We start from the raw sequence: 16,110 nt of genomic DNA, 5'->3' as shown, positions 1-16,110 counted from the left end.
GTTTCAATCCGCGCCCCCGCGCAGGGGGCGACTACCGGATGCGCAGCCAAGGCACAACGGGCTTTCCCGGCCTTGAGACCGCGAACCGACGAAAATACAGTATCCCTTCCTCCTTTTTCAGAGAACTGAAAAAATAACAGTCTGTTATTGTTTGTGTTCTTCCTGTGCGAACCGCCCGGGGCTCACGCGCCCGCTTCCGGTTCGCACAGACTACACGATAAGCGGCCCCTCGGGATCGAGGGAAGGCTTCGCACCGACATGCTCCACGCGCCCGCGCCAGTTCGCGCCGAGATTATAGAAACGCAGGCTGTCTTTCTCTTCGTCGATCAGTCCCGTGAGCCGATGCCGCAGCCGCTCCCATTGCCCCGGATCGACAACGCACTCGAACACCGAAAATTGCACGCGTTGCCCGAAATCCTTGCACGCCTTGGCCACGCGCCGCAGCCGCCCCGCGCCGCCCGCGTCGGACGTCGCGACATCATAACTCACAAGCACCATCATGGCTCACTTCCACAAATACGGCGGATAGCCGTCCAGATCGCCCCGCAAATGGCGCGCGAAAAGTAGCGCCTGCGTATGGAACAACAGCCCGATCGGCATCTTCTCCCGCAAAAACGGATGCTCGACCACATCCTGCTTGCGTTCCTGATAGGCCACGAGTACCTCCTTGCGCGTCGCGTCGTCCATGACCACGGCTCCGCTCTCCAGCGTCTTGAATCCCCTCCCCTTGACCTTCCCCAGATTGATCAGCGTCAGCGCCAGCCGGTCCGCGAAAAACGACCGAAACTCCTCCATGAGGTCCAGCGCCAGCCCTGGCCGGCCCGGCCTGTCCCGATGCAGGAAACCCACGGCCGGATCGAGCCCCGTGGTCTCCAGCGCCGCACGCACGTCATGGGCAAGAAGCGTGTAGAGAAACGACAGCAGGCAATTGACCGGATCGAGGGGCGGGCGACGGTTGCGGCCGGCAAAGGCGAAATCGCCCTTGCCCGCAACGATCAGGTGGTCGAAGACGCCGTAATAAGCATGGGCCGCGTCGCCTTCGATCCCCCGCGCAGCGTCGAGGGGCATGTCCGTTTGCAAGCGTTCCAGATGCTGCGAAAGGCGGTCGATGGCCTGCCCGACCGCCTCGGCCTCGATCTTGCCGCCGTGGTCGCGAAGGGCCCGGCGCAAGACGGCGCGCGAGTTGGCCAGCTTGCCCGCAAGGAAAAAACGGGCCAAGTCCGCGGACGCCGCCGGGTCGTCGGCCAGGCGGTATTGCCGCCGCCGTAACAGCACGTTGCCCGACGCCGGCCCCTGCACGCTGGCCAAAAACCGGCCGTGCTCCGTAAGAAAGCTCACGGAGACGCCGTTTGCGGCGCAGTGCCCAAGCAGAAACGGACTCGCCGAAACCTGCCCGAAACAGACCACGCCTTCGAGGGTGTGGATGGGCAGGCGCAGCTTGACCGTGTCCTCGACCTTGAGCGCGAGCGTCTCCCCGTCCTTGAACAGGTACGTGCCTTGCGTAGTGACGAAAAGCGTATTGAGATGGCGTTTCATGGTTCCTCGACGGCTTGTCGCAGATAGACGCGCGCCGAGCGTTTGCCACCGCAGGCCTGCGGCAGGCAAGTCGCCTCGAGCGAACAGGAGCGGCAGCGTTTTTCGTAGCGGGCCTGCGGCGTCCGCCCGGCCGCGACGAAGGCGTGCAGGTCGGCGCAGGCCGCGCGCGTGGCTTCGCGCAGGGCCGCGTCAAAGGCCACGGCCAGACGTCGCCGCGTGCGGCCGTAGAAAACCGCCCCGGCCTCGATGCGCCGCGACAGCATTTCCTCCAGGCAAAGCGCCTGCGCGCACAGCTGCACCGTGTCGCAGGCGTCGGCCTTGGGCTGGCCGAGCTTGTATTCCACGGGGAAAACGATTTCACCTGCCCTGCTCTCGTGGAATTCCACCACGTCGGCCACGCCTGAAAGGCCGAGCTCCATGGAGCGCAGGGGCACGGCCCGCGCGACGCGCACGCCGTCGCGGGACGCGTACCCCTGCTCGTGGGCCTTTTCGTGGAGGATGCCGCCCCGGACGGTGAAGGCGTTTTCGGCCCACACGCGTTCGATGTGGATCAGCGCGCACTGCCGCCGGCAGAAAAGCAGGTGCTGGAGCGCCGAGAGCGGGAGCAGCTCGTCCTCCGCGTACATGGCCGCCCCCCTACAGTTTCTCGATGAGCGTGACGCCCCCGGGCACGTCGGCCTTGTTCACGGTGACGGCGTAATCGGCAAAAGCCCGGGCCGGCGCATCCGGGTCCGTGGCCCGGGCGACGCCGACCAAGTCGAAGAGCTTTTGCGCCGGCGCGTTGCCCAGGGCCGAATCGTGCTTGAAAACGACGAGCTTGCGCGCGCTCATCTTGCCCCGCGCGGCCGAGTGGTCGTGGTCGAACATGCTGGCGAGCGCCTCCCACAACAGGGCCAGATCGTCCTCGGAGAATCCGGTCTGGGCGGCCAGGTGGGCGGAAACGAAGCCTTCGGCCCGGTAGAGGGCGTAGGGCACGATGTGTTTGCGGCCCATGGTGCGGTTGTCGCCAGACTGGCTTTCGGCCTCTTTTTCCGTGGCCACGGCCATGCGGGTGATGCTCACTTCGAGCGGCACGATGGGTTCGATGCTGCGGGCGAAGTTGAGCTGCACCGGCCCTCTGACCTGGCCGCAATTGTTTTCCTTAAGCGACATGACCGCGCCGAAGGTGCGCACGTCGTAGAAATGGGCGCACATCCAGTCGCGGGCTTCCTTGATGAGATCGGCCTTTTTGCCGCCTTCCTTGGCCACGGCGGCGTGGGCGCGGCCCTGGACCGTGCCGAGCACGGCCTTTTCGCGAACGTAGATTTCGAAGGGATCGGCGTTGCCCTTGGCCAGTTCCACGTAGTTGCGGATCTTGCGCTTGAGGCAGACGTCCGTGACGAGGCCGTAGCTCGTTTCCGGGTCCAGGCGCGGCATGTTGCCGGCGTCGGGGTCGCCGTTGGGGTTGCCGTTTTCCACGTCGAACAGGAAGACGAATTCGTGGCGATTGCGGACGGGTTCGCTCATGGCCTAGGCCTCCCCTTCGGTTTTTCCGGTTTTTTTGTAGTTTTCGCGGCGCTGGTGGTAGTAGCCCAGGGCGAACATGCCTTGTTCGTCGAGGTTCAAGTGTTTGGGGAAGGCTTGGATGCCGTCGAGGATTTCCTCGATGCGCCGGTCGGAGACGAGGCCGTACTCGGCTTTTTCGATATGATGCTGGGCCAGGCGCATGAGCTGCGGAAACACGGACGCCGGCGTGGCCGAGGCCGAGCCGTAGTAGCGGTCACGGATGGTGGTGTTGGCGCCGGGTATGGCTTCCTGTTGCGCCTTTTCCAGGACGGCGAAGAGCCGTCCGAGCCTGTAGCCGATATCGGGGGACGCGGAATCGAGACTCACGGACACCTCCTTTCTGGCATTTCGCACAAGATAGGCCTTGAGCATGGCCGCACGCAGGTAATCGACGGTCTGGTCGGCGCGTATGCGGCCGATGACTGCGGCCGGCAGACCGGCCGGATAGGGCTGGCCGGCGAGGAAGGCGCGCATGAACGCCCCGGCCAGGGCCGGATTGACGTTCTTCAGGTCGTTTTGCGGCGAGATTTCCCGCAGCAGCCGCCACATGCCCGGGAATTCGGGCTCGTTGTCCCAGGTGCGCTCCAGGCGCAGGTCGGCGAAGTGCCGCCCCACCGTGCCGCATGCGCCTTCCACGGTGTCGCGGTGCCAGAAGCGCACGGACAGCCGCGAGGCGTTGGGGGCCAGCCCCAGGACATAGAAGCCGTTGTCGTATTCCGTTTCGTCGAAGTTCGGCTTCTTTCCGTCCCGGATCGCTTCCAGGAACAGCCGCAGCGCATCGGTCAGGCCGTCTCCGGATTCGGGGTCCAGCACCTGCCCCATGAAGGTTTCCACCTGCGAGGGACGTTCGGTCCAAAAGACGGTCGTGGCGTCGCCGATCTGCACGCGCTGGCGGCTGCCCTTGCGCAGCAGGTGGTTGAGCGCCGTGGCGTAGGCGAAGGCGGCGGGTTCGCCGACCGGCGCGTTGTAGCTTTGCTCCTTGGCGTAGGAGGTGAACGACTCCTGGTTGAAGGAGACCAGCGACGCGCCCGAGGACTGGGCGTCGCGCACGCCTTTTATGCTCGGGTGCAGCCGGGCCAGCGGCGCATCGCGGCCGGTGACCAAGCACATGCCGCGCGGGCCGTCGCTTGCCGCTGTCCGGTGGCCCAGCCAGGCCTCGCGCACGACTGGCCGTTCGTGGACATATCGCCGCTCGCCTTCCAAGCGGAAGACGAGGTTGGCGGCCTTGACCATGTCCTCCCAGTGGGGCAGTCCCGGCGCATCGGCCGGGTCCCAGGCGTCCAGGAAGCGCAGCACGGCGGCCATGCCGGCATCGTCCAGGCCGTCGCCGATTTCGTGGCACAGGGCCTTGAAGGCTTCGAAGGTCTTGGCCGAGCGTTCGGGTTTGCCTTTCTCGTCGACCCCGAGCACGTAGCCGGTGTTGTCCCAGAGGAAGTTGGCGGCGATGCCTGAAGCGCGCTTTACGACCTCGGGGACAACCAGTTCTGTGGGGACGAGCTTCTTGCCATCCTGGCGGCGCAGGTCGAGGACGCCGACCAGGGCACCGTCCGGGGCGAGGTTCAGGGCGAAGTGGATTTTCTGCCGCGAGAAGCCGGAAAGCGGCATCTCGCTTTCGTCTTCCTGGCAGCGCCGTTCGTAGTAGTCGGCAAGGGCGGTGAGGATCATGCCGTGGCCTCCGCGAACGGCGGCACCGTGAGGATGCCGTTTTGCAGGCGCGCCCGGAAAAACCGGGGCGTCATGTCGCGGGCGAAGTCGATGTCGTGGAGCATAAATCCCAGGTCCTTGTCCCGGTCGGCCGGGGGCAGCCCGGTTTGGGGCGCGTCGCCGTCCAGGCATTCGAAGGCGGCCGGGAATTCGCGACAGCCGAGGTAGGGCTGGTGGAAGCACTGGCCCTTGCGCGCGCGGCGCTCGAACATTTCCTTGTGTTTGGCGGTGTTGGCGTCGCCGCCCTTGACGTCGAAGTGGGCGTCTATGACGTAGGCGACGTCGCGCAGCACCAATGCGGCGCGCTGTTGCCTGTCTTCTTCGATGAAGACCGCAGGCGGGCTGCCGCCTTTCATGGCGGACCTGACGTTGCCGTAGGGCATTTTGCCGCCGAGCTCGTTGCGGCGTATGGTGGTGAAGCGGATGGGGGAAAGGACGTGTATGCGGTCTACGACCCAGGTGATTTCCGGCTTCCAGTAGACGGCTTCCAGTATGCCGCGCGCTGCGGACGGCGTCATGACGTCGTAGGACACGCGTTCGGACTTCATTTCCGGCCGAGTGAAACAGGCATAGTCGCCTCGCACCATGAGACCGACGCCAAAGGCCATTTTAACCTCCTTGTTGTCGTGCGGTCCTGCCTGGAAATATTCTGTCAAATCAGCTTTCTTATGAAATTCCCTCCTTACGCCTGCCACGAAGGGCAGGATTATTGACACTCTGTAACAACAACTGTTTCAATCCTCTCACGGAGAAAACCTCCCCCTAGCATGGGGCGGTCGTGTCGGAGACATTTACTCTGTAACAGCAACTAAACCAAAATTCAATAAGTAAATATATTTTTACGCAATAAATATACGCACAGGGAATTACCGATCAACTGATCAACTATTCGGCGCACTCCCATAGCAGGTCACAAAATCCACTCCTCTGCCCGAAACGCCCCGCCGTCCGCGACGGCAAGCCCCTCCTCCGCGTCGTAGCGTTCCATGTTGCGCAGCACGTAAAACCGCTCCCGCAAGCATTCGAGCGCGCCCGCCTGTTCCAGGGCCGCGAACTCCCGGGGCGGTATCTGCACCGTGTAGCGCTGGGCGCGGCGGGCGAGCCGGCCCGTGTGCTCCGCGTGCTCAAGCCCGTCCACGATCCGCGCCCCCGCCGCGTCCCAAGGGACGATCACCGGCCGGTACGTGTTCTCGATAAACGCGAACAATTCCGAAACCTCGCGAAGCGGCAGATTCGCCCGGGCGTCCATGGCCCGCAGCCGCTCCAAGATCCTCTTGGCATCCAGCTGGTCCGCCCCCTGCGACCAGTACAGCGTCCGAAAATAATCCTCCACCGCCACCGGCGACAACACGTCCGCATGCCGCCGCATGACTTCCGCCCCCACCTGGGCCGCGCGGCGCATCTCCCCCTTGGGCGGCGGCGCGTCCTGCGCCTCGAACACGTACACAACGCCGCCCTCGGCGAGCTCCCCCTCGCGGTTGCAGCGCCCGCCCGCCTGGGCCACGGCATCGACGCCCGCAGCGGCGCGATAGACCACCGGAAAGCTCACATCGACCCCGCACTCGATGAGCTGCGTGCTCACAACACGGCACGGCACCCCCGCCTGGAGCGCCTTGCGGATCGCTTCGAGCTTTGCCGTGCGGTGCGCCGGACACATGGAGGCGCTTAAATGAAACACGCCTTCCGCCTCGTCGAGGCCCCGGCGCAACACCCGCGCATGACGGCGCGTATTGACCACGCACAGCACCTGCCTGTGCCCCGCGAGCCGCTCAAGCAGCGCCGCGTCGGTCAGCCGGCCCAGATGCTCCACGCGCGTGCGCTTAAGCGCCGTGAAAAGCCCCGGCACGTCGCGCACGATTTCCCGGGGCGCATCCAGGCCGCAAGGAAACTCGGCCGATTTCTCGAGAGCCGGTTGCGTGGCCGTGCACAAAACGACCGTCGTGCCGTAATGCTCATAGAGCTCGCGCAACGCCTCGATACACGGCCGCAAAACGGCCGGCGGCAGCATCTGCGCCTCGTCCAGGATGACGACGCTGCGCGCGATGTGGTGCAGCTTGCGGCACTTCGAGGAACGGGCGGCGAAAAGCGACTCGAAAAACTGCACGCTGGTGGTCACGACCAGCCGCGCGTCCCAGTTCTCGCAGGCAAGTTCCAAACGCCGGGCCAACGTCTCGTCGCCGGCCGGTTCGGGGGCTTCCGCAGCCGCCCCCTTTGGCCGCCAGGGATCGAAATTGCTGTGGTGCTCGACCACCACGTCCTCGCCAAGGGCCTTGCGGAACACGTCGGCGTTCTGCTCGATGATGCTCGTATAGGGAATGACGTAGATTACCCGTTCCAGGCCATGAGTGACGGCGTGCTCCAGGGCGAAGGCCAGGGAGGAAAGCGTCTTGCCGCCGCCGGTGGGCACGGTCAGGGAAAAAAGCCCGGGCTCCTCCCGCGCGGCGTCGCAACACCACGCAAGCACCTTCGCCCGCCAGGGATCGACCGGAGAGGGATGCGCCTTGTGCGCGAACCCGGCCAGATGCGCCCGCAACCGCTCGCGAAGCGTCGCCACGGGCGGATATTCGCCCCGCAGCTCGCTTTGCCCCTTGTTAAGGAATGCCTCGGTATCGAGGAAATCCGCGTCCACCAGGCAGGAATAAAGCATGCGGATGAAAAACGCCCAGCCGAAGCCCATCCGCTTGGGCGCAAAGGCAAACGGCGATTTCGTGAGCAAGGCGGCCTGTGTCAGCCACTGCGGCAGTTCGGGCAGGACGGCCCGCTCCAGGCGCTCGGTCAGGCAGGAGGGGTCATTGCTTTTGCCGTCGGTGAGGCCGGCGTGATGCCCGGCGATGGCGTAGGCCAGGATCTTGCCGGCCTGCGGCGCAAGGTCCGCGGCCAGCTTGGCCCCGGCCGTGGAATGGTCCACCCGCTCGGCCCCTCCGGCAAGGCGGCGCTGAAATGCTTCCGTGTATTTACCGGCGTCGTGCAACAACCCGGCCGCATGGCCCCATGTGCCCGCACCGAAGGCGTCGGCGAACTTCGCAGCCCGCTTGGCCACGGCATGCAGGTGCTCGGGAAGCGTCTGCCACGCCTCCTGCTGCAGGCCAGCAACACTGTGGGCGTACCAATGACGTTCCTCGGGCATATCGGGCACCTCTATTACCCAAGCGATACAGCTAACATATGTCTCAACACCGCGAAACGCAACTCCCGTATCTTTTAACAAAATACCCGATAATGACTGCGCCCCGCGCGAGGGCAAAAATTCGAGCGACGTCAGGCGGGTATGCTATGCAGTATCCGATCTTCAAGGACGGACAACTTCGGACAAGAGGATGCCGTGCCCGGACTATCGCCGAAAGAGACTCGGATTTTACATGGTTTCCAAACGGGCACGCCTTAACGAGGGTGCGAACCAGCAAAGTCCATCACGCGACGATTACTAGGTTGTCCGCGGGAAAGGGGCAAAAGGAAGCAGTATCTGCCTATGAGCTGTCTCATAATTCCAAACTGGGGGACACATGGGGGACAAAATCGCCTCCCAACGCAAAAGGGGCTGGACCCATTCAGTCCAACCCCTTGATTTTTATGGTGCTCCCGGCGCGATTCGAACGCACGGCCTATCGCTTAGGAGGCGATCGCTCTATCCTACTGAGCTACGGGAGCACGGCATCGCATGAAACGATGTTCATACTTCTTTTATAGTTACGGCCCATTACGCCGCACTCGTAAAGTCAACAAGCTAAAATTACTGACATTCTTTCCGAAACAAATTCTGTCGACGGACCTCTGCGAAAAATTCACGCCGATTGACGCGCCGGAAACAAACTTTACTATTTGCCCCACGAAAGCTTGTCAAGGAACCGACAGGCTCGCGTGAATGGCAAAGACACGTCGCGCGCCGGCAAAACACCGCCCCCAGGGACGCCTGGACGGCAAGTTCCGGTTTACTCCGGCCGCAAACGGCGTATAAACGGCAATATCGCCCGAAATCACGACCCCCCGGCCAACACCGGAGTCTGCAAACGCCCCTGGAACGGCTCCACGACCAAGCCGCCAGCCAAAACGCAGGAGTTCACCATGCAAAAACGCATCCTTGCTCCCCTGACCGCCGCACTGATGGTCCTGGCCTGGACCTCGCTCGCAGCCGCGCGCATCCCCTTGCCCGACATCACGGAACTCGTCGAAAAAGACGGACCCGCCGTGGTCAATATCTCGACCACCAAAACCGCCAAGGCCCAGGAAGGCATGCGCGACCTCTTCGAGCAGTTCCACAACAGGCGCAACGGCGGCCCCATGGACGACTTCTTCGACCAGTTCGAAAAATTCTTCGGCCCCCAGGGCAAAGGCGGAAAGCCTCATAAGCAGCGCTCCATGGGCTCGGGCTTCGTCATCTCCCCCGACGGCTACATCGTGACCAACAACCACGTCATCGATAACGCCGACGAGGTCAAGGTCCAGTTCAAGAACAACGAAAAGCCCCTGGCCGCCAAGATCGTTGGCCGCGACCCCGAAACCGACCTCGCCCTGCTCAAGATCGACGGCAAGTCCAACCTGCCCTACCTGGAGTTCGGCGACTCCGGAAAGCTCAAGGTCGGCGAATGGGTGCTCGCCATCGGCAACCCCTTCGGCCTGGAAAACACCGTCACCCTCGGCATCGTCAGCGCCAAGGGCCGCATCATCGGCGCGGGCCCCTTTGACAACTTCATCCAGACCGACGCCTCCATCAACCCCGGCAACTCCGGCGGCCCGCTGATCGACCTCGACGGCAAGGTCGTCGGCATCAACACCGCCATCGTCGCCTCGGGCCAGGGCATCGGCTTCGCCATACCCTCCGGCATGGCCAAGGACGTCATCGCCCAGTTGCGCGAGGGCAAAAGCATCAAGCGCGGCTGGATCGGCGTCACCATCCAGGACATCGACGAGAACACCGCCAAGGCCCTGGGCATGGAGAACACCAAGGGCGCGCTCGTCACTTCCGTCCTCGACGGCCAGCCCGCAGGCAAGGCCGGCATCAGGACCGGCGACGTCATCACCGCCGTCTCCGGCCAGAAGATCGAAAACACCAATGAGTTGCTGCGCCGCATCGCCGCCCTCAAGCCCGGCGACTCCGTGGAGATGAACCTGCTGCGCAAGGGCTCCCCGCTCACCGTCTCCGTCACCCTCGGCGAACGCGACGCCAAGAAGCTCGCCCAGCAGGGCGGCACGGGCGAGGACGGCGGCGACGCGACCGCGCCCGCCGAATCCCAGGCCAAGAGCATCGGCCTGACCCTGCGCTCCGTCACCGGCAAGGAGGCCAAGGCCCTGGGCATGGACAAGGCCCGCGGTGTCCTGGTAACGGAGGTTGAAGACGGCTCCGAGGCCGAGCAGTCCGACGTGCGTCCCGGCGACGTCGTGCTCGAGGTCAATCAGCGGGCGGTCAACACCCCCGAGGAATTCAAGAAGGTGGTGGCCGAGGACGGCAAGGACAAGGGCGTGGTGATGCTCCAGATCAAGCGCCAGCGCCAGACCGTCTTCCGGACCGTGCCGCTGTCGGATTCAAAGTAACGCAAACCCCCGGCCGGCGGCGCGAACTCGCGCCGCCGGCCGCCCCAAGGCGCGCCATGGGCCTGATGCCGCATTGCGTCGAGGAAACCGCCATTCCCGTCCCCTGCAAGGTCAATCTGTGCCTTGCCGTGGGGCCGCGCCGGGCCGACGGCTACCACGACATCGAAACCCTGTTCCTTCCTCTGCCCGAACCATCCGACGTCTTTTCCATCCGGCGCTTCGAAGGTCCGGGCGACATCGATTTCCTGTGCTCAGACCCGGAACTCGAAACCGAGGACAACCTCGTCGTGCGGGCCTACCGGGCCTTCGCCGCGCAGACCGGATACGCCCCCCGCCTGGAGGCGATGCTCAAGAAACGCATCCCTTACGGCGCTGGGCTTGGCGGCGGTTCCGCGGACGCGGCCGCCATGCTCTCCTACCTCAACGAACGCGCCGGCGAGAACACCCTGAAAGAGGACGCGCTCGCCCGTCTGGCCCTGGGCCTTGGCGCGGACGTTCCCTTTTTTCTCCAGGACCGCCCCGCCCTGGCCACGGGCGTAGGCGAACGGCTCCTCCCCGTGGACGCCGGGCTTTCCGGCTGGCACGCCGTGGTGGCCTGCCCGGCCGTGCGGGTCAACACAGCCTGGGCCTACGCCGCCCTGGACGCGGCGCGCACTTTCCCCGAAAAACTCGGGGCACAGTGCTTGACAAGGGCTTTTGACGGCAATAAAAAGCCCTTTTGCGTGACCGGAGCGCCTCTGCGAAACGACTTCGAACCCGTCGTGTTCGCCGCCCACCCGGAGATCGGGCGGGTCAAGGAACGCCTGCTGGCCTTCGGGGCGGCGGGCGCCCTTCTTTCCGGAACGGGCTCCGCGGTCTTCGGGCTTTTCCGTACGCGCCACGCCGCCGTGGTGGCCATGGCGCAACTGTCCGGAAACGGGGCCCGCGTCTTCCTCGCGTCGCTGTAATCCGCGCGGGGCGCAAGTTCGCGTGTACGTCCGCCCCAGGGCGGGCCGGCTTGCTGGGGTGTCGCCAAGTTGGTAAGGCACGGGGTTTTGGTCCCCGCATTCGTGGGTTCGAGTCCTACCACCCCAGCCATAGATATTGTATGAACAACGTCCGCTGCGGCGGCGCTGCCGTCAGGCCGTCCGACGGCCCAAAGAATCCCGAGGCCCGCAACATGGCGCAAGGCGACTTGAAAATCCTCACCGGCACGTCCAACCCCGTCCTGGCCGCCGCCATCTGCGACCACCTCGGCTGCACGCTGCTTCCGGCAAAGGTCGGCACGTTCAGCGACGGCGAGATCCGCGTCGAAATCGGCGCCAACGTGCGCGGTTCGGACATCTTCGTGGTCCAATCCACCTCCTATCCGGTCAACTTCAACCTGATGGAGCTGTGCCTGATCCTCGACGCCTTGAAGCGCGCCAGCGCGCAGCGCGTCACCGCCGTGGTCCCCTACTACGGCTACGCCAGGCAGGACCGCAAGGTCGCACCCCGCGCGCCCATCTCCGCCAAGCTCGTGGCCGACTTCCTCACCGTGGCCGGCATGAACAGGCTTCTCACCATCGACCTGCACGCGGGGCAGATCCAGGGCTTTTTCAACCTGCCCGTGGACAACCTCTTTTCCGCGCCGATCATGGCCGAATATTTCAAAGAATTCCAGGGCAAGAACCTCTGCGTGGTCTCGCCGGACGCCGGCGGCGTGGAGCGGGCCCGGGCCTTTGCCAAACGCCTGGGCGGCAGCCTCGCCATCATCGACAAGCGCCGTGACGCCCCCAACCAGGCGCAGGCCATGCACGTCATCGGCGACGTCAAGGACAAGCTCTGCGTGGTCCTCGACGACATGATCGACACCGCCGGCACCATGTGCCAGGCCGGCACTGTGCTCCTGGAAAACGGCGCCAGCGAAGTCATGGCCGCCGCCACCCACGCCGTGCTTTCCGGCCCGGCCATTGAGCGCCTGGAAGCCTCGCCCTTCACCCAGATCGTGACCACCAACACGATCCCCCTAAGCGAAAAGGCCAAGGCCTGCAGCAAGATCAAGACACTGTCCATCGCCGGGCTCCTGGCCAAGGCCATCCACAACATCCACACCGAGTCCTCGGTGAGCGTGCTTTTCACCTAAGCCGCCACGCCTGACCGGAAATCATGTTTCGCCCCCGGGCGACAAGGAGATAGACGCTATGAAAGAGATGCAAACCCTGGCCGTTACGACCCGCACGGGCCTTGGCAAGGGCGCCAACAGGAAGCTGCGCGCCACGGACATGGTCCCGGGCGTTTACTACGACGCCGCCGGCGCCAACATCCCGGTCATGGTCGAGCACCTCCCCCTGGAAAAGCTCTATGCCAAGACCTCGTCCGCCCATGTCTTCCACCTCGACATCGCTGGCGAATCCGGCAAGGAGATCAAGCCGGCCCTGGTCTGGAAGCTCCAGCACCATCCGACCAAGGCGCGCATCACCCACGTCGATTTCTACGGCGTGGACCTGGAAAAGCCCATCCGCGTGCACATCCCCGTGGAAGTGACCGGCAAGGCCAAGGGCCAGGTCAAGGGCGGCGCCCTGGAGATCCACCGTGAGAGCATCGAGGTGGCCTCCCTGCCGCTGACCATCCCGGACAAGGTTATCATCGACATCACCGACCTCGACGTCAATGAAAGCGTGCAGGTGGCCGACCTGAAGCTGCCCGAGGGCGTCACGGCCGTCTATGACGACAACTTCGCCATCCTGGCCGTGCTGATGCCCGAGGCCGAGGAAACCGAAGCCGCTCCCGCCTCCTAGACGGGCGACCGGAACATCTTTGCTGCCATGCGGGCGGGGCGCGGTCGACGCGCCCCGCCTCTTTTTCCATTGACGCGACAACCCCGGACACAGCCATGGCCGTTACCGCGCTCCTCGTCGGGCTGGGCAATCCCGGCCCCCGCTACGCCGCCACCCGCCACAATTTCGGCTTCATGGCCCTGGACGCGCTGATCGAACGGGCCAGGGAGCTCGGCGGCGCGCCGCGCGCGGCGCTGTCCTCGCGCAAGGACATGGAGGCCGCGACCATATCCCTGCCCGTGCTGCCGGGAGGGGCCTTCGCCCAGTTCCTGTGCGTCAAGCCGCTGACCTTCATGAATTTGAGCGGTCGCGCCGTGCGCGGGGCCATGGACTTCTACGGCCTGACCCCGGCCGACGTCCTGGTCGTGCATGACGAGCTCGACCTGCCGCTCGGGCGCATGCGCGCCAAACGCGGCGGCGGCAACGCCGGCCACAACGGCCTCAAATCCGTGACCCAGGAGCTCGGCACCCCGGATTTCGTCCGGCTGCGCCTGGGCATCGGCCGCCCCGAACCCGGCCGCGACGTGGCCGGCTACGTGCTCGAACCCTTCCGCAACGACGAGTTTGCCGTGGTGCGCCGGGTGGTTCCGGCCGCCGTGGACGCCGTGATGACCTTCCTCGAAGAAGGGCTCGACGCCGTCATGCGCAAGGCGGGCGCGTTCGACGCCACCGCCTGATCGCCCATCCTCCCCCCGGCTCCTCCCGCGCCTGCCGTTCTTGCCACCGGAATCCGTGGACACATGGCGGCAAGTACGGTAACTTGGCTCGTAGACGACAGGTGCGCTCTGTGGCGTGCGTTTTCCGGCAAGGAGTCTACCGTGTTTTCCGAGGACCAGCTGGTGGTATATCCGGCCCAGGGAGTGGGCAGGGTCGAACGTATCGAGACCCAGGTGATCGGCGGCGCCTCGGCCGACTTTTTCATCGTCCGCATTTTGAGCAACAACGTCACCCTCATGGTGCCGGTCAAAAACGCCGCCAACGTCGGGCTCCGTCCCTTGTGCACCGCCGAGCAGGGCGAGGCCATCATCGAATCCCTCAAGGACCGCTCGGATTTCACCGGCTACACCGGCCAGAACTGGAACCGCCGCTATCGCGAGTATTCCGAGAAGCTGAAAAGCGGCGACCTCTCCGATGTGGCCTACGTGCTCAAGGAACTGCTCCTTATTGGCCAGAACAAGGAGCTCTCCTTCGGCGAGCGCCGGCTGCTCGAGCAGGCCACGAGCCTGCTCACCCTGGAATTGGCCCTGGCCCTCGACAAGGACCAACAGGAGATCAAGGACGTCATCAACGAGATCTTCGCAGACGTCCTGGCTCCCAAACCCGTGGAATGATGTCGGGCGATTGCGGCCGCGGGCCATCGCGCCCTTGACAGTCCCCGGAAAAAGTATATGGATCGTTCCAGGCCATAACCGGTCTGTCCTCCACTACCCTGGTCCCCGTAAACAAGCGAGTATTCGCCGCTTCCTCAGCGAACGGTCATACTGAATTCACGCTGCATCGGGTTTTATCGTTCACTTCAATATTGCGCTATTCCGCGCCGGGCTATTCCTGTGAGCAACGCACCCAAACGCCGCGGACGTCCTCCCCAGTCCCCCCCTGCGCCCGTGCTTTCCGATCCCATCGAAAGCGACGACGTTCTACAACCGTCCACCATCAAACCGGGCATCATGGAATCCTCCATGAACCTCTCCGAGCTCAAGCTCAAGAGCATGCCCGAACTGATGGACCTGGCCGTGCAGTACAACGTCGAAAACCCCAACGGCATGCGCAAGCAGGAGTTGATCTTCGCCCTGCTGCAAAGCTGCGCCTCACAAAACGGCGCCATTTTCGGCGAGGGCGTGCTGGAAATCCTGCCCGACGGCTTCGGTTTCCTGCGCTCGCCGATGTACAGCTACATGCCCGGCCCCGACGACATCTACGTCTCGCCCTCCCAGATCCGCCGTTTCGGCCTGCGCAAGGGCGACGTCGTCTCCGGCCAGATCCGCCCGCCCAAAGAAGGCGAGCGCTATTTCGCGCTGCTGCGCGTGGGCGAGATCGGTTTCGCCCCGCCCGAGGCCTCGCGCAACCTCGTGCTCTTCGACAACCTGACGCCGCTGTATCCCGACAAGCGCTACGTCATGGAAAACGGCGCCGAGAACTACTCCTCCCGCGTCATCGACCTGCTGACCCCCATCGGCCACGGCCAGCGCGGCATCATCGTCGCCCCGCCGCGCACCGGCAAGACCATGCTGCTCCAGACCATCGCCAACTCCATCAACGCCAACCGGCCCGACGTCTTCCTCATCGTCCTGCTCATCGACGAGCGGCCCGAGGAAGTCACGGACATGGAACGCACGGTCAAGGCCGAAGTCGTTTCCTCCACTTTCGACGAACCGCCCCAGCGCCACGTGCAGGTGGCCGAGATGGTCATCGAAAAGGCCAAGCGCCTGGTCGAACGCAAGATCGACGTGGTGATCCTGCTCGACAGCATCACGCGCCTGGGCCGCGCCTACAACGCCGTCACCCCCTCCTCGGGGCGCGTGCTCTCCGGCGGCCTCGACGCCAACGCCCTGCAGCGGCCCAAGCGCTTCTTCGGCGCGGCGCGCAACATCGAGGGAGGTGGGTCGCTCACCATCATCGCCACGGCGCTCATCGACACCGGTTCCCGCATGGACGAAGTCATCTTCGAAGAGTTCAAGGGCACCGGCAACATGGAAATCTACCTGGACCGCCATCTGGCCGAAAAGCGCGTCTTCCCGGCCATCGACATCAACCGGTCCGGCACGCGCAAGGAAGAGCTGCTGCTCGAAACCGACGTGCTCAACCGCGTCTGGATCCTGCGCAAGCTGCTCGCGCCCATGAGCCCCATCGACTCCATGGAATTCTTGCTCGACAAGATGCGCGGCACCAAGACCAATCGCGAGTTCCTGGATTTGATGAACCGCTAGCCGGGAGGCGGCGTCAGGCCGCTTCCGCGTCTCGGCTTGCCGCTTTCCGCGACGGCCCCCCGGCGACGCCA

General features: G+C 64.5%; 14 protein-coding genes and 2 tRNA genes. 8 read left to right on the top strand and 8 right to left on the bottom strand.

Annotated elements, in window-relative coordinates; genetic code table 11:
- Positions 1 to 210 precede the first annotated feature (210 nt).
- The 8 genes from cas2 to Q368_RS0120345 form a co-directional block, all read right to left on the bottom strand.
- A complete protein-coding gene (gene cas2, locus Q368_RS0120380; RefSeq protein ID WP_029460884.1) occupies positions 211 to 501 on the bottom strand; it encodes a CRISPR-associated endonuclease Cas2 in 291 nt (96 codons plus the stop codon).
- A gap of 3 nt (positions 502 to 504) precedes the next feature.
- Positions 505 to 1,536, bottom strand: a complete 1,032-nt coding sequence (gene cas1c, locus Q368_RS0120375) for a type I-C CRISPR-associated endonuclease Cas1c (protein ID WP_029460883.1) — start codon at positions 1,534 to 1,536, stop codon at positions 505 to 507.
- Positions 1,533 to 2,162 carry a CRISPR-associated protein Cas4 gene (gene cas4, locus Q368_RS0120370; protein ID WP_029460882.1) on the bottom strand — a complete coding sequence of 210 codons (630 nt, stop codon included), beginning with the start codon at positions 2,160 to 2,162 and terminating at the stop codon, positions 1,533 to 1,535. Before cas4 ends, cas1c begins: the two co-directional genes overlap by 4 nt.
- Before the next feature lie 10 nt (positions 2,163 to 2,172).
- The gene (gene cas7c / locus Q368_RS0120365) at positions 2,173 to 3,042 is read right to left on the bottom strand and encodes a type I-C CRISPR-associated protein Cas7/Csd2 (RefSeq protein ID WP_029460881.1); all 870 of its coding nucleotides are present in this window, start codon (positions 3,040 to 3,042) and stop codon (positions 2,173 to 2,175) included.
- Between the two features lie 3 nt (positions 3,043 to 3,045).
- Complete coding sequence (cas8c, locus tag Q368_RS0120360) at positions 3,046 to 4,746, bottom strand: type I-C CRISPR-associated protein Cas8c/Csd1 (protein ID WP_029460880.1); 1,701 nt, start codon at positions 4,744 to 4,746, stop codon at positions 3,046 to 3,048.
- Positions 4,743 to 5,393: a type I-C CRISPR-associated protein Cas5c gene (gene cas5c, locus Q368_RS0120355; RefSeq protein ID WP_029460879.1), complete on the bottom strand. Its 651-nt coding sequence runs from the start codon at positions 5,391 to 5,393 to the stop codon at positions 4,743 to 4,745. The genes cas8c and cas5c overlap by 4 nt, the downstream gene beginning before the upstream one ends.
- A 302-nt stretch (positions 5,394 to 5,695) precedes the next feature.
- Complete coding sequence (locus Q368_RS0120350) at positions 5,696 to 7,912, bottom strand: CRISPR-associated helicase/endonuclease Cas3 (protein WP_029460878.1); 2,217 nt, start codon at positions 7,910 to 7,912, stop codon at positions 5,696 to 5,698.
- 444 nt (positions 7,913 to 8,356) lie between these two features.
- Positions 8,357 to 8,433 (bottom strand) — tRNA-Arg (locus Q368_RS0120345).
- Positions 8,434 to 8,847: 414 nt separating this feature from the next.
- Here Q368_RS0120345 and Q368_RS0120335 point away from each other — a divergent pair.
- The 8 genes from Q368_RS0120335 to rho all read left to right on the top strand — a co-directional run bounded on the left by Q368_RS0120335 (position 8,848) and on the right by rho (position 16,039).
- Entirely contained in the window at positions 8,848 to 10,314 is a 1,467-nt protein-coding gene (locus Q368_RS0120335) for a DegQ family serine endoprotease (protein WP_029460877.1), read from the top strand.
- Between the two features lie 56 nt (positions 10,315 to 10,370).
- Positions 10,371 to 11,261: a 4-(cytidine 5'-diphospho)-2-C-methyl-D-erythritol kinase gene (ispE, locus tag Q368_RS0120330; RefSeq protein WP_029460876.1), complete on the top strand. Its 891-nt coding sequence runs from the start codon at positions 10,371 to 10,373 to the stop codon at positions 11,259 to 11,261.
- Positions 11,262 to 11,315: 54 nt separating this feature from the next.
- Positions 11,316 to 11,391 (top strand) — tRNA-Gln (locus Q368_RS0120325).
- Positions 11,392 to 11,401: 10 nt separating this feature from the next.
- A complete protein-coding gene (locus tag Q368_RS0120320; protein ID WP_084158917.1) occupies positions 11,402 to 12,418 on the top strand; it encodes a ribose-phosphate diphosphokinase in 1,017 nt (338 codons plus the stop codon).
- Between the two features lie 58 nt (positions 12,419 to 12,476).
- Positions 12,477 to 13,073: a 50S ribosomal protein L25/general stress protein Ctc gene (locus tag Q368_RS0120315; protein ID WP_029460874.1), complete on the top strand. Its 597-nt coding sequence runs from the start codon at positions 12,477 to 12,479 to the stop codon at positions 13,071 to 13,073.
- Positions 13,074 to 13,168: 95 nt separating this feature from the next.
- On the top strand, positions 13,169 to 13,789 hold the full coding sequence (pth, locus tag Q368_RS0120310; RefSeq protein ID WP_029460873.1) for an aminoacyl-tRNA hydrolase: 621 nt from the start codon (positions 13,169 to 13,171) through the stop codon (positions 13,787 to 13,789).
- Between the two features lie 141 nt (positions 13,790 to 13,930).
- The gene (locus Q368_RS0120305; RefSeq protein WP_029460872.1) at positions 13,931 to 14,443 is read left to right on the top strand and encodes a CarD family transcriptional regulator; all 513 of its coding nucleotides are present in this window, start codon (positions 13,931 to 13,933) and stop codon (positions 14,441 to 14,443) included.
- A gap of 348 nt (positions 14,444 to 14,791) precedes the next feature.
- Positions 14,792 to 16,039 (top strand): transcription termination factor Rho, encoded by a 1,248-nt coding sequence (gene rho / locus Q368_RS0120300; protein ID WP_029460871.1) that lies wholly within the window; start codon positions 14,792 to 14,794, stop codon positions 16,037 to 16,039.
- The last annotated feature ends 71 nt before the right edge of the window (positions 16,040 to 16,110 follow it).

The organism is Solidesulfovibrio alcoholivorans DSM 5433 (assembly GCF_000702665.1).
Taxonomy (GTDB): Bacteria; Desulfobacterota; Desulfovibrionia; order Desulfovibrionales; family Desulfovibrionaceae; genus Solidesulfovibrio; species Solidesulfovibrio alcoholivorans.
The sequence above is the reverse complement of the archived record's forward strand: the minus strand, read 5'-3'. Positions and strand labels throughout refer to the sequence as shown.